This is a genomic window from Bacteroides timonensis (genome assembly GCF_000513195.1).
GTDB classification, from domain to species: domain Bacteria; phylum Bacteroidota; class Bacteroidia; order Bacteroidales; family Bacteroidaceae; genus Bacteroides; species Bacteroides timonensis.
Map to the genome: position 1 here is coordinate 1 of NZ_CBVI010000069.1, position 23,117 is coordinate 23,117.

At 46.4% G+C, this 23,117-nt stretch carries 15 protein-coding genes; 8 read left to right on the forward strand and 7 right to left on the reverse strand.

Going from position 1 to position 23,117, the window contains the following annotated elements; genetic code table 11:
• Positions 1-44 precede the first annotated feature (44 nt).
• Entirely contained in the window at positions 45-338 is a 294-nt protein-coding gene (locus BN161_RS13240) for a nucleotidyltransferase family protein (RefSeq protein WP_007213620.1), read from the forward strand.
• Positions 339-482: 144 nt separating this feature from the next.
• Here the strand turns inward: BN161_RS13240 and BN161_RS13245 are convergent, their stop codons facing one another.
• Both BN161_RS13245 and BN161_RS13250 read right to left on the reverse strand, forming a co-directional pair.
• Entirely contained in the window at positions 483-1,760 is a 1,278-nt protein-coding gene (locus tag BN161_RS13245; protein ID WP_044266991.1) for a replication-associated recombination protein A, read from the reverse strand.
• A 6-nt stretch (positions 1,761-1,766) separates the two neighbouring features.
• Positions 1,767-4,355 carry a DUF5686 and carboxypeptidase-like regulatory domain-containing protein gene (locus BN161_RS13250; RefSeq protein ID WP_044266992.1) on the reverse strand — a complete coding sequence of 863 codons (2,589 nt, stop codon included), beginning with the start codon at positions 4,353-4,355 and terminating at the stop codon, positions 1,767-1,769.
• A 136-nt stretch (positions 4,356-4,491) separates the two neighbouring features.
• Between BN161_RS13250 and BN161_RS13255 the strand changes: the two genes are divergently transcribed.
• A complete protein-coding gene (locus BN161_RS13255; protein WP_044266993.1) occupies positions 4,492-5,361 on the forward strand; it encodes a glycosyltransferase family 2 protein in 870 nt (289 codons plus the stop codon).
• 27 nt (positions 5,362-5,388) lie between these two features.
• On the opposite strand, the gene BN161_RS13260 is transcribed toward BN161_RS13255, so the two are convergent.
• Positions 5,389-6,492: a UDP-N-acetyl glucosamine 2-epimerase gene (locus BN161_RS13260; RefSeq protein WP_209441902.1), complete on the reverse strand. Its 1,104-nt coding sequence runs from the start codon at positions 6,490-6,492 to the stop codon at positions 5,389-5,391.
• 121 nt (positions 6,493-6,613) lie between these two features.
• Between BN161_RS13260 and BN161_RS13265 the strand changes: the two genes are divergently transcribed.
• Entirely contained in the window at positions 6,614-7,246 is a 633-nt protein-coding gene (locus BN161_RS13265; RefSeq protein WP_044266995.1) for a trimeric intracellular cation channel family protein, read from the forward strand.
• 138 nt (positions 7,247-7,384) lie between these two features.
• On the opposite strand, the gene BN161_RS13270 is transcribed toward BN161_RS13265, so the two are convergent.
• Complete coding sequence (locus BN161_RS13270) at positions 7,385-10,285, reverse strand: M16 family metallopeptidase (RefSeq protein ID WP_044266997.1); 2,901 nt, start codon at positions 10,283-10,285, stop codon at positions 7,385-7,387.
• 265 nt (positions 10,286-10,550) lie between these two features.
• On the opposite strand from BN161_RS13270, the gene BN161_RS13275 reads away from it, so the two are divergent.
• Together BN161_RS13275 and BN161_RS13280 are read left to right on the forward strand one after the other, a co-directional pair.
• Positions 10,551-11,054 (forward strand): RNA polymerase sigma factor, encoded by a 504-nt coding sequence (locus BN161_RS13275; protein ID WP_044266999.1) that lies wholly within the window; start codon positions 10,551-10,553, stop codon positions 11,052-11,054.
• Positions 11,055-11,607: 553 nt separating this feature from the next.
• Positions 11,608-13,383 carry a biotin/lipoyl-binding protein gene (locus tag BN161_RS13280; protein ID WP_044267001.1) on the forward strand — a complete coding sequence of 592 codons (1,776 nt, stop codon included), beginning with the start codon at positions 11,608-11,610 and terminating at the stop codon, positions 13,381-13,383.
• Between the two features lie 70 nt (positions 13,384-13,453).
• Here the strand turns inward: BN161_RS13280 and BN161_RS13285 are convergent, their stop codons facing one another.
• The 3 genes from BN161_RS13285 to BN161_RS13295 form a co-directional block, all read right to left on the reverse strand.
• A complete protein-coding gene (locus tag BN161_RS13285) occupies positions 13,454-16,120 on the reverse strand; it encodes an ATP-binding protein (RefSeq protein WP_044267003.1) in 2,667 nt (888 codons plus the stop codon).
• Positions 16,121-16,160: 40 nt separating this feature from the next.
• Entirely contained in the window at positions 16,161-17,354 is a 1,194-nt protein-coding gene (locus BN161_RS13290) for a glycosyltransferase family 2 protein (protein WP_044267005.1), read from the reverse strand.
• 238 nt (positions 17,355-17,592) lie between these two features.
• Positions 17,593-18,798: a BamA/TamA family outer membrane protein gene (locus tag BN161_RS13295; protein WP_029428900.1), complete on the reverse strand. Its 1,206-nt coding sequence runs from the start codon at positions 18,796-18,798 to the stop codon at positions 17,593-17,595.
• Between the two features lie 203 nt (positions 18,799-19,001).
• Here BN161_RS13295 and BN161_RS13300 point away from each other — a divergent pair, with 203 nt between their 5' ends.
• From BN161_RS13300 to BN161_RS13310, 3 genes are all read left to right on the forward strand, one after another.
• On the forward strand, positions 19,002-20,402 hold the full coding sequence (locus BN161_RS13300) for a C1 family peptidase (protein ID WP_044267053.1): 1,401 nt from the start codon (positions 19,002-19,004) through the stop codon (positions 20,400-20,402).
• A gap of 149 nt (positions 20,403-20,551) precedes the next feature.
• Positions 20,552-21,907 carry a Na(+)-translocating NADH-quinone reductase subunit A gene (locus BN161_RS13305; RefSeq protein WP_007213636.1) on the forward strand — a complete coding sequence of 452 codons (1,356 nt, stop codon included), beginning with the start codon at positions 20,552-20,554 and terminating at the stop codon, positions 21,905-21,907.
• A gap of 31 nt (positions 21,908-21,938) precedes the next feature.
• Complete coding sequence (locus BN161_RS13310; protein ID WP_007217903.1) at positions 21,939-23,108, forward strand: NADH:ubiquinone reductase (Na(+)-transporting) subunit B; 1,170 nt, start codon at positions 21,939-21,941, stop codon at positions 23,106-23,108.
• The last annotated feature ends 9 nt before the right edge of the window (positions 23,109-23,117 follow it).

A 23,117-nucleotide genomic window follows, 5' to 3' on the forward strand; every position in this document is an offset into this window, starting at 1 on the left:
ACCTATCTTTTCATATCTTTGTATAGATATAAAATTATAGTAATATGAAATCTACTCCTGAAATATTAGAATTATTGAAGTTGTATAAGCAGGTAAATGCCCGTAAATATGGCTTTAGCCGTTTAGGAGTGTTTGGCTCTGTAGCTCGTGGAGAACAAACGGAACATAGCGATGTCGATATTTGTTACGAAGGTAACGCACCTTCTCTTCTTACATTAGATCGTATTCAGAGTGAGTTGGAAGAACTTCTAGGATGTCCGGTTGATTTAGTTAGAATACGAGAACAAATGAATGTCCGTTTAAAGAACAGAATCAATAGGGAGGGAGTTTATGTTTGACAAAGAGTTGGCATTGGATAGTTTGCACACTATTGCTTCTGCATTGCAATTAATAGTTGAGCGTGCGTCTGTGGTAGATACCGGTAATCCGAAGAATGATAAAAGAGCTGGAATAAATATCTCACAGCTCTTTTTTTTATAAAGTTACGATTTTCTGAACTTATCCTCGCCCCACAATGCTCTCATCCGTTCCGCATGTTTCTGTTCGGCAGCATTGTCCTGTGCTTCCCACAGACGGCGGTCTTTCAGCTCGTCGGGCAGAAATTGTTGCTTGACGAAGTGGCCGGGATAATCGTGCGCATACTTATAATTGTCTCCATAACCCAACTGTTTCATCAGTTTGGTAGGTGCATTGCGCAGGTGCAGGGGTACGGGCAGATTGCCGGTCTGGCGTACAAGCTCCAGGGCATTGTTGATGGCCATGTAGGCGGAGTTGCTCTTCGGGCTTGTGGCAAGGTAAACGGTGGCTTCCGCCAGAGGGATACGTCCTTCGGGCCATCCCACTTTCATTACGGCGTCGAAACACGCATTGGCAATCAGCAAGGCGTTCGGGTTTGCCAGTCCCACGTCTTCCGAAGCGGAAATGACAAGGCGGCGGGCGATGAATGCGGGATCTTCTCCGGCTTCCACCATGCGGGCCAGCCAATAGATGGCACCGTCGGGATCACTGCCACGGATGGACTTGATGAAGGCGGAGATGATGTCATAATGCATCTCTCCGTCTTTGTCGTAGGCAAGCGGATTCTGTTGCAGGCGTTCTGTCACCATCTCATCGGTGATGACGACGGGATCTCCGGCTTCGGAAGAAACAACGAGATCCAGGATGTTGAGCAATTTGCGGGCGTCTCCACCACTGTAGCGAAGCATGGCGGTGGTTTCTTTCAGCTCGATGGTACGCTCTTTCAGTATATGGTCGGTGGTAATGGCACGTTGCAACAGTTCCAGTAAATCATCTTTTTCCAAAGATTTCAGCACATAGAGTTGGCAGCGTGACAGTAGCGGACGGATTACCTCAAAAGACGGATTCTCCGTGGTAGCGCCTATCAGCGTCACTGTGCCTTGTTCCACAGCTCCGAGCAGTGAGTCTTGCTGTGACTTGCTGAAACGGTGTATTTCATCAATGAACAGGATGGGACTGCCTTGCGAGAAGAAACGGTTGCTCTTCGCGCGGTCTATCACTTCGCGCACATCTTTCACCCCGCTACTCACGGCGCTCAATGTGTAGAACGGAGTTTCCAATTTATTCGCGATGATCTGTGCCAGAGTGGTTTTCCCTACACCCGGAGGACCCCATAGTATGAACGAAGAAATTCGTCCTGCGTCAATCATCTTGCGCAGCACCGCACCCGGTCCTACTAAGTGTTTTTGACCGATGTACTCGTCTAAGGTTTTAGGGCGAAGCCTTTCTGCTAATGGAGTCATGTGAATTTAGAATATCATTAATATCATGAAGCGTATGCCATCTTTCTTCACTCCCGGTATATCGGTGTAGGTGAGGCGGCGTACATATTCGATGTGCAACAGCTTGAATATGTTGTAGATACCTACACTGGCTTCCAAGTAGGGAGTGCTGCCCATTACGTGGCTGGTGGGGACACCGTCGCGCATGGGGAAAAGGAACAGTTCGTCGCTGTGGCTCTTGTACGGATTGTTCTTGTCCGTCAGGGTGCCGTACATACCACGGATGCGGAAAGTTTCGCGCCACTTCAGCTTCTTGATAAGCGGGATGCGGTTGAACAGCTTTCCATTCATGTCGTAGGTCAGGGCGAGAGAGGCGTAACGGTCGTTCAGGAACTCCATGTTGTTGATCAGGCTGAATGACTCGTTGTGCTGGGTGATGTATGACAGATTCGCCATGGGCAGGTTCAACAAGGGGAACGGTACAGTGTTCCACTGCGCGCCGGCACGGGCGGTAATATCCAGTTTACCCCACGAACCGAACCAGAAACGTTTGCGGATACTGGCTTCCGTAAGGTTGAAGTTGTACTCGCCACCTAACACGCCTTTCAGACCGAGGGTATGGGAGAGGGAGAAGATCGGGGCATCCAGCGATACGGGCACACGGCGCTGCTTCGTGTTGACATACGTCTCACCCGGTGCGTAACGCAGGGTGACACCGAGTTCGGTGGTGGTGATGTCCTTGATGAAGGTATTCGTATCATCCCATATTCCGGCGATGTTACCATCGTTTTTCCAGTATTGCAATACACCCCCGGCAGGCTGGTCGTTGCGGTGGCGTGCCATGGCTTTGATGGAGAAACCGGTATTGGTTTCCAGTTCGTAGGTCAGGGTAGCGTCGCGCATGTACGACATCTGGTCTACCTTGGTCCACTTCCAGCCCACAAACATATTATCCTTGTCCGTTGAGAGGTATTTATCCATGGGAGACATGACGTCGTAACTGTAATCGAAAGCCAGGTAGTGCTTGGGGAATTCCCACAATACATATTCGCGCTTGTTGAACGAGTAGGCTGCCTGACCTTTATAGAACCATTTCTTGTCCTTCGTACCGTAGGCCGCATATCCGCTGAAGCTCCAGTGCGGATCGAGGTTACCGGTGGTCATACCACTGAGACGGAAACGTGTACCATTCACGTAATTGCTTGTGATGGTGGTATTGATAGGCCCGAAGTCGAACTTGCTGGGGTGCTTCTTGGTGCCCGTTTCCACGAAGTTCTCAATCAGGGCTTTCGCACCGAAGATGACATATTTGAATCCGGGAATTTGCTCAATGCGGTTCATGAAGACATCCATGTTACTCTCTTTCTTTGTGAGGGGAACCTGACGCACACTCGCCCAATATTCATCACTCTTGTTGAGCATATTGGCTTCTTTGATGACGTTGCCTTTCAGGCGGAAGAGACGAGGCTCAATGTCTTCAAAGTTGTAATTGGAGTATTTGGTAGTACGCTGCACTTCAAGTCCTTGTATGCCTTTTACGAATTGCAGTTCCACGGTCATGTCATCGTCCGTAAGTACCCAGTTTCCGTCCGGCATCTGCTCGAATTGCTGTACAATGTCGAGGTTGTCTACAAAGTTCACACCCGTCTTTTTAGGCAGATTCATAGTACACTTCTTGACGGCATAAGTAGAATCCTTCACTACGTAGAGGTGTCCCGTGAAACCGAAATCCTGTGAGTTTTGCGGCACGAAGGTGAGGTGCACACACTCCTGACGGTCCACCATGACGGTGTCCATGAGGTAGTATTTATAGAAACTGATGGCCCCACGACCGATGGGACTGACGAAGCGGCGTTGCAGGAGTCGGATGTCATCGTCGTAGATATTGACATCGGAGAAGACATCGGTCAGGATGGTTCCCAACATGTCTCCCGTATTGAAAAACTCCTCGATACCGCTGGAATTCACACCTTCGATGATGGTTTTTTCGCTTTTGGGACTTTTGCGGTAGATGGTTCTCGAAGACGTCTCCTTGATGGAGATGGGGAGGATCATCTTGTTGGTCTTGGGCGATACTTCCACCTGGTCTTTAAAGAATGAGAATTTCTTGTAGATGCCCTTTTCCATCTTTTCGGGGGTGACGTCATTCATGGACATCTTCATCTTTTCGTATTTCTGATACTGGTAGAAGTCGTTGGCTTCCAGTTTCAGTTCTTTCTTATTCTCTATAACTTTCCTCATAAAATCCACGGCGGGATTGTTCTTACGGGAGTATTTCTCTTTCTGGGGCTTCACCACAACTTCGGAGAGCATGACGTCGGCAGGTGCCAGTTTCACGTTCAGTACTTTGGTGGTGGGCTTCAGGGTAACTTTCTTGGTCACGTATCCGATGGCGGAGAATGATAATTCATTCCAGCCTTTACGGGTTTCCACTGTGTATTCGCCTTCGGCATTGGTGATGGCACCCACGCCTTTTCCCTCGTATTGAACGGTGATGTACATTAATGGTTCATTGGTGAGGGAGTCGGTCACGACACCTTTAATCTGTGCGGATGCGCTGTGTGCGACGAATAATGACAGCAGAAAAAGGATGAGAACTATATATTGTTGTTTCATATTTAAGTCAGTATGAGGCCGCAAAGTTAACAAAATACAGTAAAATAAGAAGTAAATATAATCTAAAGAAATAAGAGGAATGTTTATATGTACTTTTCTTTTGCCTTGATGCAAAAGAAAAAGTATATTTGCATTTATGTTATCCATACTTATTCCGGTGTACAATATCACTTGCGTTTCATTAGTAAAGAAACTGCATGAGATGGCCTTGCTGACAGGAGTTCCTTTTGAAATTCTGCTGGCTGATGATGCGTCTTGCGAAGAGGTGAGAGAAAGTAACCGGGAGCTGAATATGCTGGATGGCTGTTGTGTGCATGAACTTGATGATAACCACGGGCCGGCATTTGTCCGGAACTATCTGGGCGAACAGGCGCGTTATCCTTATTTGCTTTTTCTGGATACGGACACAAGTCCGGTAGGTGAGGACTTTCTTTCTTTATACCTCAAGAATGCGGGCGGACAAGTAGTTTGCGGTGGTTTTTGTTATCCGGAGGAGGGGGACTCCTTTCTGCGCAATAAATACGGAGCGCAGGTGGAAGCGCAAACGGCTGCCAAACGCCGCAAGCATCCTTATCAGCGATTTATAAGTATGAACTTTTTTATTCCGAGAGAGCTTTTTCTGCGTGTCCGTTTTGACGAAACGTTTCATTTGGGATATGAGGATACCGCTTTCGGAAAGAGGCTGGAAGATGCGGGTATACCGGTGTTGCATATTGAAAATCCGGTCTGGCATCTGGTGGAGGAAGATGCGGCTTCTTTTTTGGTGAAAACACGCCGTTCTGTGAAAAACCTCTTGGGCTGTGAACAGGAATTGCTTCCATACGTCCGCTTATTGCGCTGGTACAATAGTTTAAAGCGGTTTCATGCTGTTGCACTAACCGCTTTCCTATTTCGTATATCTGAGAGTCTTTTGGAAAAGAACCTGACAGGAAAACACCCCTCTTTACGGCTTTTCGCTTTCTATAAGTTAGGTTATTTCTGTTGGTTATCTGTTTATAGGAGTTGACTCCTATAACTCCCTTTAACTCCTAATTCAGTAATGCTCTTTTAATTCTCCGTTAATCAACGTCTGTACGATACGTTCCGCTGTACGTCCATCCCAACGGTCGGGCAGGGTAGTATGTTTCCATTCGCCGAGCATTAGTTTTTCCAGAGCATTGGCAAGAGCCACGGAATCTTCATTTACTAACTCATTGGTACCTACACGCCAGGTTTCGGGGTGCTCAGCGTAGGAATTGAGCGTGATGCAGGGGACATCGAGGAAGGTAGCTTCCTCGGCAATGTTTCCGGAGTCCGTTACAATGCCTTTTGCATGGTTGATGAGGTAACCGAAATGCAGATAACTTTGAGGCGGCAGGATGTGCAGATTAGGCGCGGGGATGTCCAGCGATTTGATGGCTTTTTGCACATAAGGGTGCAGGGGCGCAATGATGGGCATGCCTTCGGATTTCTCAATCAATGTTTGTATCAACGATTTGAGTACATGTTTCTTGGTCAGCAGGTCGTGCCGGTTGAGGGTCAGCAACAGGTAACCGCGCTTTTCCAGCCCTATGGTGGAGAACCATACAGGCTGCAACAGACGGTGACGGTTGTAGCGGACGGTATCTATCAATATATTGCCTACATAATGGATGTATTCGGGAATCATGCCTTCCTGGTTCAGGTTGCGGTTGGCTACCATGCCTGCGGTAAACAGATAGTCGGAAATGGCATCTACGATGGTGCGGTTTACTTCGCGGGGCATATTCATATCGAACGAACGGGTTCCGGCAATGAGGTGCGCGACTTTCAGACCGCGCTTTTTGGCAACGATGGAGCAGCTCATGGTAGCGGTAAGATCGTCTACAACGAGTACTACCTGCGCGGGATGATTGTTCAGTTCCTTTTCGAAAGCAAGCATGATGGCGGCTGCCACTTCCGAATAGTCGTGTCCGGTGACTCCCAGATAACCGTCCGGTCGCTTCATGTCCAGGTCGGAAAACAAGGAGGCATCCAGACTGGTATCATCCTGTCGCCCGGTGTAGACGAGACGGTATGAAATCTTCTTTCCAGCTTCCTGCGCGGCTTTGATGGCCCGGGTGATGGGAGCTATTTTCATGAAGTTGGGGCGTGCGCCCGATACGATTGTTATTTTCATTGCATATAAATTGATGAGACAAAAATACGTTTTCTTAGGGAAATTATTCGTTACTTTGCCCATAATTTTAATGAATACCGATTATAAATCATTAAACATTTAACGTTAATCATTGATTATCATGCCTACATTTGTTCAAATTCTCGATTTTATAGGTACGTTCGCTTTTGCCATCAGCGGCATCCGTCTGGCATCGGCAAAGCGGTTCGACTGGTTTGGGGCGTACGTGGTAGGTTTCGTGACGGCTATCGGCGGCGGTACCATCCGCGATGTATTGCTGGGAGTGACGCCGGGGTGGATGACTGATCCTATCTATCTGATTTGTACGGGACTGGCTTTACTTTGGGTCATTCTTTTCGGAAAGCATCTCATTCACTTGCACAATACGTTTTTTATCTTCGACAGTATCGGTCTGGCACTGTTTACGGTGGTCGGTGTAGGGAAGAGCATTGCATTGGGATATCCGTTCTGGGTAGCCATCATTATGGGTAGCATTACGGGTGCTGCGGGTGGAGTGATCCGTGATGTGTTTATCAATGAGATACCGCTGATTTTCCGAAAAGAGATTTATGCGATGGCATGTGTGGTAGGCGGTACGGCCTACTGGTTGTGCGATCTGCTGGGAATGCAGTCCTATGCTTGTCAGGTGGTGGGCGGAGTATCGGTGTTTGTGACGCGCATTCTGGCGGTGAAGTATAATATCTGTCTGCCGATTCTTACGGGAGGCGGAGAAGAGGAGGAAGGCAAGGAGTAATAAAAGAAAGAGCTACAAGCTACGAGCTACAAGCTACAAGTGCTTTTCAGCGTCATAGCATAGCAACTTGTAGCTCGTAGCTCTTTTCAGCGTCATAGCGCAGCAACTTGTAGCTCGTAGCTTGTAACTCGTAGCTCTTTAGAACAGTGCGTCTTTCGTGTTGAATAATTTTCTTTCATTCAGTTTCACTACTTTGCCGTATTTCTCCAGTTTCTTCAGATCAATATCTTTCGGGTTACCCATGACGCCGATGCAGTAAGGCTTGCCCTTAATATTCTCTTCGTAGAACTTCACGATATCGTCAAAAGTCAATGCGTCAATTTTCTTCAGGTTTTCTTCGGCAGGGTCACCTTGGTAGCCCATACGCTGATACATCCGGAGGTATTGCGCTTTATAGCGGAAGTCCGGATGTGAAGTCAATGCTTCCTGGCGCATATAGCTCTTGATGTTTTCAATACGCTCTGCGTTTTTCGGCATGTCACTGATCAGTCCCATGAAAATGTCTATGGCATCGTTTGCCTTATCATTCTGTGTACCGATACGTCCTATTAGATACGTTGGATTACCAGGCAGGGAAGGTGTGGAAACGTATGCACCGGCCGTGTATGCCATGGATCTTTTCTCGCGGATTTCATTGATCACCAAACCATTGAAGCCACCTGAGAAGTATTGGTAGAAAGCATCACGTAAAACGTCATCTTTCTTGTCATACTTCTGCATAGGCATGTAAAGGTATATCTGGGCTTGTTCTGCATCCGAGTTCGGCAGGAAATAAACAGTGTTTTCAGTTACCTGTGCCAATGGTTTGTCTTGTGGAGAAGTTGTCGGGCGCTCGTTAGCTACCAGCGGCAGATTCTTGCTGAGAATTTCATAAGCATTATCGAAAGGCAGAGTTCCGCAGTAGAAAATTTCCGCTTCGTAATTGGATGCACGATTAATGTCTCCTGTCAACTCGGAAATCTGAAGTTCATAGACTTCCTTATCCGTCAGTTCTTCAATATAATCCGATTTATTCTGGTAACGGATATATTGGAAAAGGGCATCTGCCAATAGAGCTACATTTTCCTTGCGTTGCTGACGGGTTCCCAGCATGGAACCTTTGATACGGCTCAACTGTTTGTCGTCCAACTTCGGCATAAGGATTTGGCGGGCGAGTAGTTGGCAGGCTTGTGGCAATGTCTCTTCGTATCCTCTCATTGTAACATAAAGATAATCATCGTCTGCACTAACGTGGCAGGTAGCATTCAGTTTACTGAGTTCTTCTTTCAGTTGTTGGGGCTCATAAGTTCCCATGATACCGGCATTATTCATCAGGTTGGCGGCAATACCCAATTTGGGGAATTCGCGTGTTCCTGCTCCATATCTTACCGTCATGCTGAATACGTTGTTTTCAGGGTTGGGCGAGTAATACATCTTAGAGCGGTCATTCAGCTGTTTCACTTGTACATTACTGAAATCTATGAACTTTTCGTCTACTTGTCCGATAGGCATACTCTTGAACTGAGTAGCATAAAGAGATTGTTTGCCAACAGGCGGTTCGATAGGCTTGTATTCGGGCTTCTTCAGTTTGCCTTCTTTACTTGTCTTACCTTTTTCTATGTAGAGTGCCAGATAATCATTGGTCAGATACTGTTTGGCTACACGCTTGATGTCATCGTTGGTGATAGACATAATTTCATCTTTGTAGTTGAGCACTTTACCAAGATCCTGTTCGTTGGTGAAAGCTTCCAATAGCATCTCGGCCTTCGTTTCGTTGTCTTCCATCATCAAGTCGAAATCGCGGCACATATTGTTCTTGATGGCATCGATTGTCCAATCTGCGAAGTCTCCGTTAGCAATCTTCTCAATGGCCTTTAGTGCCTTCTTCTCAGCACTTTTGTTTGATTCGAAGCGTCGTTGGTTCTCGTCGTATAATGGAGTGACCTGAACTATGTTACGGCCCTGTTCACGGAACGTAAGGGTGGTTGCATATCCACTGGTTAGTTCACCGTCTATGATCAGCTTGTTTAACGCACCTGTATTGCTACCGTTGGAGAGTAATGAGAGCGCTATTTTCAGTGCGTTTTCATCGGGATGTCCGGCTGGTACACCTTTGTAAACCAGGTATACACTGGGATAGTAGCCTATTTTGGCTGTATGTTGCGTACGGCCTTTTATATTAAGGTCGGGATACTCCTTGCGTGCTGGCAGTTCATGATTCTGCAGGCGCCCGAAAGCAGCATTAATACGTCCGCTGATCTGTTGGGCGTTGACGTTGCCTACAAGAATCAGTACCATATTTTGTGGAGTATACCATTGGTTGTAGAATTCAATCAGTTTGCTCAGTCGCGGATTTTTCAGATGTTCGGGTAATCCCAATACTGAGCGGGAGTAAGGATGTCCTTCGAATGCTTTACCCAACAGGAATTGTTGTTGTACTCTGCCTTGATTATCCTGTGCGCGGTTATATTCTTCGTATACTGTTTCCAATTCGGACTGGAAAGTGCGAAAAACAGGATTAATAAAACGCTGAGAACTGATTTCCAGCCATTTGTTGATCTGGTATGCCGGAAAAGAGTTATGATAGTAAGTGTAATCGTAGCTTGTACCGGCATTCAGCCCTTTTGCACCCATACTCTCCATTAAATTGGAGAATTCAGTAGATACACTTACTTTGGCAGCCTCAATCGTAAGTTCATTGATTTCTTTCCCGATAGCTTCTTTCTTTGCAGGATCAGCTTCATCGGCCATCTCGTCGTATTTGGCGATGATCTTTTTGTAGATAGGCTCTTCTGCTGCCCAGTCAAGTGTACTGATTTTATCCGTACCTTTGAACATGACATGTTCCAGATAGTGTGCCAGACCGGTATATTCAGCCGGATCGTTGACAGAGCCTGTACGAACACCTACAGCACCAAATACATCCGATTTCGTGTTGTCTTCCCATACATATACGGAAAGGCCGTTCTTCAGCTTGAAAGCTTTCAATCCTTGACCGAATGACGGCAAAGCGATAGCCATGATAGCCAGAAGAGTGATTGATTTAATAATTCGTCTCATAAAATAAAGTGTTTTTAAATAAAGTGTTTTTGCTATATGTAGGCAAAACTATAAAAAAATCACAAACTGTTTACGAAATCTTCGGAAAAAGATACGCTTTTTACAAAAATCACCACCAGAAAACTCTCAAAAAGGGGGTAAAAACTGTCAATTGATAGTTTTCGCCCTAAATAAAAACAAAACTCGGTCCTCGGAAACCCCAAAACTTCCCTATACTTGCAATCGTGAATTTAAAATAATTATTAACTATTTAAAAGAGCAAAGTATGAATACCTACAGTTTTAGGAAGGATTTGATTAGTGTGCAAGAAGAACTGCTTCGCTTTGCATATAAGTTGACAGCCGATAAAGAGGAGGCGAATGATTTATTGCAGGAAACCTCACTCAAAGCATTGGACAACGAAGACAAGTACATGCCCGATACCAATTTCAAAGGGTGGATGTACACCATTATGCGGAATATCTTTATTAATAACTACCGCAGAATCGTTCGCGAACAAACTTTCGTGGACCAGACAGATAACCTTTATCACTTAAACCTGCCGCAAAACTCCGGTTTTGCAAATGCCGAAGGATCTTATGATTTAAAAGAAATGCATCGCATCGTGAATTCGTTACCCCGCGATTATAAAGTTCCTTTCTCCATGCATGTCTCCGGTTTCAAGTATCGTGAAATAGCTGACCGTCTCGGATTGCCTTTAGGAACCGTAAAAAGCCGTATCTTCTTTACCCGCCAACGGCTACAAGAAGAACTGAAAGACTTTGTTTGAAAACAAACAGTGCAGACTGAAGACTGACAAACTTAATATTTATAGCCCAGGGCAATGCTCTGGGCATGTTTTTTTTGTGGGAGGGGAGTGATGGGATTGGTTCCTTTCTATAGGGTTATGAGTTAAATGGGAATTTATCGCGCTTTGCGCGATAAGTAACGAGCTACAAGCTACAAGTGACAAGTACCTTTCGGCGTGATAGCCGGGCGAATTATTATTCACCCACGAGTACAGCGCAGCAACTCGTTACTGGTAGCTCGTAGCTCGTAACTTAATTTAGCGGCGAAGCCGCTAAATTATCATTTAATTCATTACTTTCCTGTAATGACTCCCCTCCATCCTTTCCGATAAATTATCGTCTGAATCATAGAGGAATGAAATGGCGGAAAATGTTATAAAATGAAAAATCTGTTTCAATATGATATTAAACATATCTTTTATGCTAAATAATTCAAGCGTAAATTTGACTATATGTCAGAATAAACCTTTATATTTGTACTTATTAAGTTAACCGAGTAATTCATATATGTTAAACCGCTAACTGCTGACTGCGATGAAAAAGGAAATTAAATTCAGTCTTGTTTACCGTGATATGTGGCAATCTTCCGGTAAATATCAACCTCGTGTAGACCAATTGGTACGTATCGCTCCGTTGATTATTGAAATGGGGTGTTTTGCCCGTGTGGAAACGAACGGGGGAGCTTTTGAGCAAGTGAATCTGTTGTACGGTGAGAATCCTAACAAAGCCGTACGTGCTTTTACCAAACCTTTCAATGAAGTGGGTATACAAACGCATATGCTGGACCGTGGTCTGAACGCTTTGCGCATGTATCCTGTGCCTGCCGATGTACGCCGTCTGATGTATCGTGTGAAGCATGCGCAAGGGGTGGATATCACCCGCATCTTCTGTGGACTGAACGAGACACGGAATATAATTCCTTCTATTAAATATGCATTGGAGGCAGGGATGATACCGCAGGCAACCCTTTGTATCACACACTCACCTGTGCATACGGTGGAATATTATGCCCATGTTGCCGACCAGCTGATTGAAGCGGGAGCACCCGAAATCTGCCTGAAAGATATGGCAGGCATCGGCCGTCCGGGTATGTTGGGACGGTTGACGAAGACGATTAAGGAAAGGCATCCCGAAGTGATTATCCAGTATCACGGTCATAGCGGACCGGGTTTGTCGATGGCTTCTATCCTGGAAGTTTGCGAGAATGGCGCTGACATTATTGATGTGGCTATGGAACCGATGTCCTGGGGTAAAGTACATCCGGACGTAATCTCCGTACAAGCCATGCTGAAAGATAAGGGCTTCCAGGTGCCCGATATCAATATGAAGGCATATATGAAGGCACGTGCCATGACACAGGAATTTATAGATGACTTCCTGGGCTATTTTATGGATCCGACCAATAAACACATGTCCTCTTTGCTGTTGAAGTGTGGCCTTCCGGGTGGTATGATGGGTTCCATGATGGCTGATCTGAAGGGAGTACATTCGGGTATAAACATGATATTAAGAGGGAAGAATGAACCGGAACTCAGCATTGACGACCTGTTGGTGATGCTCTTCGACGAGGTGGAATACGTATGGCCTAAGCTGGGGTATCCTCCGTTGGTAACGCCTTTCAGCCAGTATGTGAAGAATGTGGCATTGATGAACCTTATGCAGTTGGTGAAAGGTGAAGAGCGCTGGACGATGATAGATAATCATACGTGGGATATGATTCTCGGTAAGAGCGGACGTCTGCCGGGCGAGCTGGCTCCTGAAATTGTGGAATTGGCGAAATCAAAAGGATATGAATTTGTGGATACCGATCCACAATTGAACTATCCGGATGCTCTGGATGAATATCGGAAAGAAATGGACGAGAACGGTTGGGAATATGGAGATGATGAAGAAGAACTCTTTGAACTTGCCATGCACGACCGTCAGTATCGTGATTACAAGTCCGGTACAGCCAAGAAGCGTTTCGAGGATGAATTGCAACGTGCCAAAGATGCGTCTATGGCGAAGAATGGATATTCGGAAGAAGAAATCCGGAAATTGAAACGTGCCAAGGCCGATCCGATTATTGCACCGGATAAAGGACAGGTGCTGTGGGAAGTATCTGTGGAAGGTCCTTCCGTGGCTCCGTTCATAGGGCGTAAATACCAGCATGATGAAGTGTTCTGTTACCTCTCCACCCCGTGGGGAGAATACGAAAAGATATTGACCGGATTCACCGGACGCGTCGTAGAGATATGCGCCAAACAAGGCGATATTGTGAATAAGGGCGATGTGATTGCCTATATTCAGAGAAGTGATATCTTTGCGTGAATAAGTGATGAATGGTTAGTGATTAGCAGGCTGCGCTATGATACCGCAGAAGCTGATCACTAGCCGTTAATCATTTATTAACCCACTTCTTTATTGTCTCCTTCAGTACTTCCTGTGTGAAAGGTTTGGTCAGGAAATCATTGCAACCTGCTTCGAGTGCTGCTTTGCGGTCATGATCGTAGGCAAAGGCAGTCAGGGCAACAATGGGAACGTCCGGTGACAGTTCACGAATGATCTTCGTTGCATCCAGTCCGCCAAGATTGGGCATTTTCATATCCATTAGGATGATGTCCGGATTTATTTCTACGAACATGTTGACGGCTTCCATACCATCTTTGGCACGTTCCAAGTGGTATTCTTTACTAAGAATAGCTTTGGCCAGGATGTAATTGCTGTCCGTGTCTTCGGCTATCAGAACAGTTTTCTTCTTCGTGTCCTTAGTGACCGGAGTTGGCGTACCTTCTGCATTTGCAGTTATTATACTTTGCTCTTCGGCTGTCAGTTCGCTGCTTGCAAGTGCGCTTTTAAGCATTTCCTTTTCTTTCTCCTTGGCTGTATTGGCAGGCAGGGTAAAGGTGAAAGTAGTACCTTTACCCAGCTCGGAAGTTACGGAAATTGTTCCGCCCAGACGCTCGATAATGGTCTTGCAAATGGCTAATCCCAAGCCTGTACCTTGTGCGAAGTTATTGGCTTTCACAAAGCGTTCAAATACTTTTCCTATCTTTTCGGGAGCGATACCCGTACCGGTATCGGTCACATGAAATACTATTTTTTCTTCCTCCTGGCGATATCCGTAACTGATGCTGCCTTTGGTAGTGAACTTGAACGCATTGCCTATCAGATTTGAAAAGACCTGAAAGATGCGGTTCTTGTCCGATTCGATGCGGAGTTCTTCGTCTGAAGGTTCAAAAATCAGCTCGACACCTTCCGGGCAGCGGAATACGTGAGTGTCATGTATTTCCTTGCACAGCGGATGCAGGCGAACCGTGGCTACACTGAATTCTACAATGCCGGCTTCTATCTTCGAGAGGTCGAGAATCTCATTGATGAGTTGCAACAGGCGCTCGTTGTTTGCCTCTACTATGTTATAATAACTTTTGCGTTCTTCGGTATCGTTGCTTTCGGCAATGATGCGTGAGAAACCGACGATGGCGTTGAGCGGTGTGCGTATCTCGTGGCTCATATTGGCGAGGAATGCCGATTTTAGCTGGTCGGAAGTTTCGGCTTTCTCTTTGGCGACCATCAGTTCACGTCTCATCAGTTCCATGTCGGTGATGTCCCATTCGATACTTAACAAAATGGGTGGGAAGTCGTTACTTTCTATTTTCATCTTCCGCTTGTCGAGGAAGAGGGGATTGCCGTTACCGTCGCGTTCTTCCGCCACCCAATGCATCTCCTGTCCGGTGGTGGCTACTTCAATATCTTGCTTCCTCTTTTCTTCCGCTATTTCAAGACTATAAAAGTCATAGTCGTTTTTTCCCAGAGCTTCTTGCATGGTAATGTCCCGATTGTATGACTCGCGATTGCGGTAGATATATTTATAGCCGTTCTTGACATCTTTCACGACTACACCGGCGGGCAGGTTCTCAAAAATTTTATCCAGGACTTGATTTAATTGCTTGATTTCCTGTTCTTGACGGATGCGTTGTGTAACATCCCTGCCGAATGTCCAGACCGTGCCTATTCCTTCGTCGCTGGTGACCCAATAAGAATTTCCTTCGATGGCAAGCACTTCGGGACGAAGTGGCAACGGGTTATGGACGATGTAACCTTGATTGAATTCTCCCCGTTTGACGCTGGCGGCAAATTCTGCCCATGTCTGCCGGTCGCGGCCATACGACTGGAGGTCGTATATCTTCATTTGAGTAATGTCATCCGTATTGCTTATGCTGTGCCGTTCTTTGAAACAGCGGTTGGCGAATATAAGTGTACCGTCTTCCCGGGCTGAGTAGATATCTTCTGTTGAATTGTTTATGGCATGGGTAAGCAGGTTGATGTCATTGCGGCGGCGCTGTATATCTGTGATGTTTTGTATGTAACCTTCCATAGTGGTGCTGCCGTCTCTATGGCGTTCGCGCGCAAAGGCTTTGAGGCGGATGTAGAAGATTTGTCCTTGATAAAGAATGCGATAATCCACGCTGTTCTCCATATCACCTTGCAGGTTTTGTTCCAGCCAGTTATTGAAGGTTTCCCTGTCTTCCGGAAGTATATATTGCAGGTATATGTCCGTTTTGATATGCTGTGGTTCTTTGGTACACATGATATCGGTATGGCCGGCATAGCTGAAAATACATGTGTCGGACTCGTATTGCCAACTGCCGATAAGGGCGGCTTTCTGAATTTCGTAGAGTTCCCGGTTGTTCCTTTCAAGTTCCAGCTTTCGTTGGCTGCGCTCCGTAATGTCACGGTATTGGCATAATACCAGGTCACCGTACGGCTGCATGATGCACTTGAAGAAATAGGTATTATCCTTCAGGCGGAGTTCGTAATTGCGTGTCGACTTTGTTCTGTGCGACATGACTTTCTTGAATTCCGGATAAAACTCGCTGTATGTTCTGGACGGCAGCATTGTCAGCAAGTTCTTTCCGAGCAGTTTTTCTTCTTTCAGAAACCAGAGATCCACGTTGTGGATGGCTATATCTACGCACACTCCATCCTTGTCCATGAGTATCAATGTATCTGATGTCATGTTCAGGAGTTTCTCGGAATTGTTCGTGTCTTTCAGAATGCTTTTCATTATCTTTCTTTGTATTTTAGATTTATTGGTGGTGGGCTTATCAGCCTGCCCTTTGCGCTTTTTCCCAGGCTCCGCTTTTATTGCCATTTCGTTTGCTCAAGTAACGGAATCCTCTTATCACGTTTACGTTCATGAAGAGGAAGTAGTATGGAATAAAGAGTATCTTGTTCTTTATGTGCCTTCGGGAAAGGATGTAACCCCAGATTCCCATTAGATAGAACAGCGCTTGCAACCCTAAGATGACAGCGTAAAACAGTGGTTGGGCGGTGGTGAAAAGTAACGCTACATTGAGGGGGAGCAACAGGAACAATAGGATAGGAGTGATGGACCATCGCAAGACACGATGGGATACGTATTGGAAATTGAGCAGACCGTATCGGAAAGGGTTCAGCAGCGGACGCAGCCTCCAGATAGACTGTAAACCTCCGGCGGCGATGCGTACTTTGCGTTTTTCTTCTTCCTGCATATCGGCGGAACCGCTTTCGGTGGCATAAGCCGCGGCACAGTAGGCGATGGTGTAGCCACGCATGGCGATGCGGAGGGAGAGGATGAAATCATCGAGCAGTGTGTCCGTCCTCATGTCTTCGAACAATTCCCGGCGTACGGCAAACAGCTCTCCGGCAGCGCCTACGGCTGAGTAGAGCCGTGAGTCGAGTGCTTTCAGGGCGGATTCATATTTCCAGTAAATACCTTCTCCTCCTGATGCAGCATTATCTTTGCTTTGCATGGCAATGCGTTTTTCGCCTGCCACGCAGCCCACTTTGGGGTTGACAAAAGCATGAACGATTTCGCGCAATGCTTCCCGGTTCAGGTGGGTATTGGCATCAGTGAATATGACGAGTGGCGTTTTCACGAACTTCATTCCGCGGTTGAGGGCGGCGGTTTTTCCTTGTCGCTCAGGTTGGTGGAGAACGGTGGCACGGGGCCAGTGGGAAAGCCGTTCGTTGGTGTGGTCATTGCTGCCGTCCGTGACCCAGAATATCTGTAATTTCTCTGCGGGGTAATCCAGCGCCAGACAGTTCTGCATCTTTTCGTCCACCACGTCTTCCTCATTGTAAGCTGCGATGAAGAGTGTGACTTCGGGCAGTTCCTCGTCAGCAGGCATGGGGTAGTGTACCGGTTTGCGGAAAGTTTCTTTAATTTTGACCAGAATGTATAGCACAATTCCGTATCCTATATAAGTATAGAATACGATAAACAGGCTTATCCAGAATAATATCTCGAAAGTTCTCATAACAAGTGTCCTCAATCTTGTTTAAGGTAAACAAAATAATAGAGCCCAAAAATATGAATATTTTTTTACTGATGCAAGAGAGGGGGGGATTTTATGATTTATATCCCGAAAGAAATGAATTATTCACCACAGAGTAACACAGAGTATCACAGAGTTTAATCGATTTGAAATCAGAATAATAGAACTCCGTGATACTCTGTGTTACTCTGTGGTGAAAAGATTCATAACCGAAAAAAAATCAGAACGCCTCCGTCATATTGAAATAGAACAACGTCTGATTGTTGACCGTATTTTTACCCAGGTCGAGGCGTACGTTCATACGTGGTTGCACTTCGATACGCAGTCCTACGCCATAGTTAGGCAGCACACCTTCTATTTTGCCGGGGGTGGGTCCCATGAATCCGCAGCCTGTCCAGGCCACGAAGCCGACGTGATTGAGCATGCGTTTCAGCCAGGTGCTTTTATCGGTATTTATCATCTGACGGTATTCGGCCATGACTACGTGGGATGATTTATCGCGATACTGCCCCATGTAATATCCCCGCAGGTCAAAAGGAGTTCCTGTCAGGATATATTGTGTCAGGGGTACATCACCGAACACGTTTTTGCTTTGAGCAGTCCAGGCAATGACCTTGCGCTTACCGACAGTCTTATATTGGCGATAGTCTATTTCCAGGCGATAGAAATTGTCATCACTTCCAAGAAATTTGGTATACATCATTCCCCGGAAATCCAGGTACGTGCCGCGATAGGCATTGGCGGGAATGTCTCGGCTGTCATAGGTCAGCAGGAAGCCGACACCGGAATTGAAATTCTTGTATCCTTTGTCCGTTCCTCCGGCTGCTTTGTACGACGGTTCGTCCACCAGATATTTGGCTGGTTTCGTGATGTCGTCGTAATTTATATCTATCTGCGGTCCGGCGAAAATGTTGCTGTTGCCCAGGCGGAACAGGAACCAGGGGTTGAACTGGATGCCGCTGTAGCGATACTGACTGGTAGTGTCGCTCCGGACATAATTCTTGTTCGTGCTGTAGCCCAAACCATAGAAGTTATCTTCCGTATTCTTGTAGGCAAACTTTCCGAAGATGCGGAAGCGGTCACCTTTAAAAAAGAGTTGGGGTTTGGAGAAAAGGTTGATACCGCCATTGAAGAGGAAAGCGATGGCTACGGGAACCACGGAGCGCAGTTGTGTGGTGTCACTTGGGTTCATGCGGAAGGTCATCAGGGCGCTTCCACCGAGTACGGCACCAAAGTCGGGGGTGTAACTCGGACCACCCAAAATGTTGTAGTGCAAATTTCGTTGTGCTACCTTCTGTTTTCGTAATTCACGTTTAGTCAATGCCGGTGTAGTGTCACTGATGCTAACTAAATTTGTAGCTTCCTGAGCGGAAAGGCTTGTTACTGAAAGCAGTAACGTCATAATACCTATTATATATTTCTTCATATCGTGCGAATGAGGGTGCAAAGAAAACTAAATTATTTGGATAAGTTTTCAAGTTGATAGACAATAAATCTAAAGATTTCACTAAAAGTTTCAAAAAAACGGCTATTTTTGCATATGATCTGAAGTCTGGTTGCGAGAATTTCCAAATCAGTCTTTCTCGAAATAATCGGAGAAACAGACCAATTACTATAAAACCATATATGATGAATAGACGAATTTTATCCGTTTTTGTTTTCAGCGCCGCATTACTTTCCGTACAGGCGCAAGACGGGAAAGGCGGTATCAGCGATGCGATGCTGAACCAGATCAAACAGAGTTACGAGGGAACCAGTGCCGACAAAGCTCTGCGTAATGCCATTGGCAACAATGACATCCGCAAACTTGCACTCAACCAGGAGAATCTGACCGGAATGGATACTCATTTCTCCGTAAAAGTAAATTCGAAAGGCATCACCGACCAGAAATCATCCGGTCGTTGCTGGCTTTTCACAGGGCTGAACGTGATGCGTGCCAAAGCCATCGGTAAATACGGCTTCCAGTCTTTTGAATTCTCGGAAATTTATCCTTTTTTCTGGGACCAGCTGGAGAAGGCTAACCTCTTCCTGCAAGGCGTCATTGATACCCGTGACAAACCCTTGAACGATAAAACCGTAGAATGGCTTTTCCAACATCCGCTAAGCGATGGAGGAACTTTTACGGGCGTTGCAGACATTGTAGGTAAATATGGTTTGGTTCCTAAAGAAGCCATGCCGGAAACGAACAGCAGCGACAATACGTCGCGTATGGCAAATCTGATTTCTTTGAAGTTAAAGGAATACGGTCTGCAACTGCGTGATCTGGCTTCTAAAGGGGCGAGACCTGCGGCGCTGGATAAGGAAAAGACTGCGATGCTCGGCACTATCTATCGCATGCTGGTGCTGAATCTTGGCGTTCCTCCTACGGAGTTTGACTATGTGCGTAAAGATGCCCAGGGCAATCCTGTCGAAACGGAACATCACACCCCGATGTCCTTCCTCAAGAAGTATGGCGACGAGAATCTGTTGACCAATTATGTGATGGTTATGAACGATCCTTCGCGCGAGTACTACAAGTGTTATGAAATAGATTACGACCGTCACCGCTACGACGGGAAGAACTGGACGTACGTCAATCTGCCTGTGGAAGATATCAAAGAGATGGCTATCGCTTCCCTGAAGGACAGCACCATGATGTATTTCTCTTGCGACGTAGGCAAGTTCCTGAATTCCGAGCGTGGCTTGCTCGATGTGAAAAACTATGATTATGAATCGCTCATGGGCACCACCTTCAATATGGATAAGAAACAACGCATCCAAACCTTCTCCAGCGGCTCGTCTCATGCCATGACCCTTATGGCTGTGGATCTGAATAAAGACGGAAAACCCGTGAAATGGATGGTTGAAAATAGTTGGGGACCTGCCAACGGTTATCAGGGACATCTGATCATGACCGATGAATGGTTCGACGAATATATGTTCCGTCTGGTGCTGGAGACTAAATACGTTCCTGCTAAAGTAATGGATATATTCAAGCAGAACCCCATTCGTTTGCCTGCCTGGGATCCGATGTTTGCAGAAGAAAATTAAACACGATAACTCATCTTGTTATCATCGTGTTCGTTAACGAAAGGAATTACGGAAATTTATCCGTAATTCCTTTCTTTTTTGCTCTTTATTCACGTTCTTTTTTGCTACTTTTGCGGCAAATTAATGAAACCATTATTTTATATAAACGCATGGCAAATGTAATTAAGTTACGTAAAGGCCTTGACATCAACCTGAAAGGTAAGGCTTCTCAGGAGTTTATGTCTGTGAAAGAACCGGGATTCTACGCATTGGTTCCTGAAGATTTTACGGGTATTACTCCGAAGGTAGTAGTCAAAGAACAGGAATATGTGATGGCCGGAGGACCCTTGTTTATCGACAAGAATCATCCTGAATTGAAATTTGTTTCGCCCGTTAGCGGCGTAGTGACAAGTGTGGAGCGCGGCGCACGTCGTAAAGTGCTGAATATTGTCGTTGAAGCTGCAGCTGAGCAAGACTATGAAGAATTCGGTAAGAAAAACGTGAGTTCCCTGAACGGCGAGTCAGTGAAAGCCGCATTGCTGGAAGCGGGTATGTTCGCGTTCATCCGTCAGCGTCCCTATGACGTGATTGCTGACCCCACGATGTATCCGAAAGCTATCTTTGTTTCGGCCTTCGACAGTAACCCGCTGGCACCCGATTTCGAATTCGTTCTGAAAGGCGAGGAAGCAAACTTCCAGACAGGATTGGATGCTCTTTCCAAGATGGCAAAGACGTATCTGAGTATTAGTGTAAAACAAAAGGCAACCGCGTTGACGCAAGCTAAGAATGTAACGATTAACGCATTTGACGGACCGAACCCGGCCGGCAATGTAGGCGTACAGATCAACCACATTTCTCCTATCGTGAAAGGCGAAACTGTGTGGACAATCAGTCCGGAAGCCGTTATATTCATCGGACGCCTGTTCAATACAGGACGTGTGGACATGACGCGCAAAGTGGCCGTTACAGGTTCCGAAGTGTTGAAACCTGCATACTGCAAACTGAAAGTAGGTGCTTTGCTGACAAACGTATTCAGTGGAAACGTGAGTTCGGGCAAGGGAGACTTGCGCTACATCAGCGGTAATGTGCTTACAGGCAAGAAGGTTTCTCCAAACGCTTTCCTCGGCGCATTCGACAGCCAGCTGACGGTGATTCCCGAAGGCGATGACATCCACGAAATGCTGGGTTGGATTATGCCGCGTTTCAATCAGTTCAGTGTGAACCGTTCTTACTTCAGCTGGTTGCTGGGTAACAACAAGGAATATGTGCTGGATGCCCGCATCAAGGGTGGTGAACGCCACATGATCATGTCCAATGAGTACGACCGTGTATTCCCGATGGATATCTTCCCCGAATATCTGGTGAAAGCTATCATTGCAGGTGACATCGACCGTATGGAGGCTTTGGGAATCTACGAAGTAGCTCCCGAGGATTTTGCCCTCTGCGAATTCGTTTGCTCTTCGAAGGTAGAAGTTCAACGTATCGTTCGTGCAGGGCTTGACATGCTTCGCGCCGAAATGGCCTAATAATTAATACTTATATAATTAATACTTATAAATGAAAGCGTTAAGAAATTATCTCGACAAGATAAAGCCGAACTTTGAAGAGGGCGGCAAATTCCACGCATTCCAGTCTGTGTTCGACGGATTCGAAACATTCCTGTTCGTCCCCAGCACGACTTCGAAATCGGGAACGCACATTCACGACGCTATCGACAGCAAGCGCATTATGTCGATGGTGGTCATTGCGTTGGTACCGGCGTTGTTGTTCGGTATGTATAACGTAGGTTATCAGCATTTCACGAATACCGGTGCTACAGGTAGCTTCATTGAAATGTTTGCCTACGGTTTTCTGGCTGTATTGCCTAAAATCATCGTTTCTTATGTAGTAGGTCTGGGCATTGAGTTCGTTGTGGCTCAGTGGAAGAAAGAAGAAATCCAGGAAGGTTTCCTTGTTTCCGGTATCCTGATTCCTATGATTGTTCCGGTAGACTGTCCGCTGTGGATTCTGGCGGTGGCTACTGCATTCTCTGTAATTTTTGCTAAAGAAGTGTTCGGTGGTACGGGTATGAACGTGTTCAACGTTGCCCTGATCACTCGTGCATTCCTTTTCTTTGCATATCCTACGAAGATGTCCGGTGATGCCGTTTGGGTATCAGGCGACACAATCTTCGGTCTGGGACAAGCGGTTGACGGACTGACCGTAGCTACTCCGTTGGGTGCGGCTGCCACTTCGGGGGCTGTGCCACCATTCTCCTGGGATATGGTGACGGGCTTGATACCGGGTTCTATCGGTGAGACCAGTGTAATTGCTATCGCTCTGGGTGCTATCCTGTTGCTGGCAACGGGTATCGCAAGCTGGAAGACGATGTTCTCCGTATTCGTGGGCGGTGCGTTCATGGCTTGGGTATTCAATGCTATCGGTCCTGACACTCCGATGGCTCAGATGCCTTGGTACGAACACCTCGTGCTGGGTGGTTTCTGCTTCGGTGCCGTATTTATGGCTACCGACCCTGTAACTTCGGCACGTACCGAGACGGGTAAGTACATCTTCGGTTTCCTGATTGGCGTCATGGCAATCGTGATCCGTGTGCTGAACCCCGGTTATCCCGAAGGTATGATGCTTGCCATCCTGCTGATGAATATCTTCGCTCCGCTGATTGACTACTGTGTAGTACAGGGCAATATCAGTCGTCGCGAGAAACGTGCAATTAAGTCTAACAATTAAAATACCGAA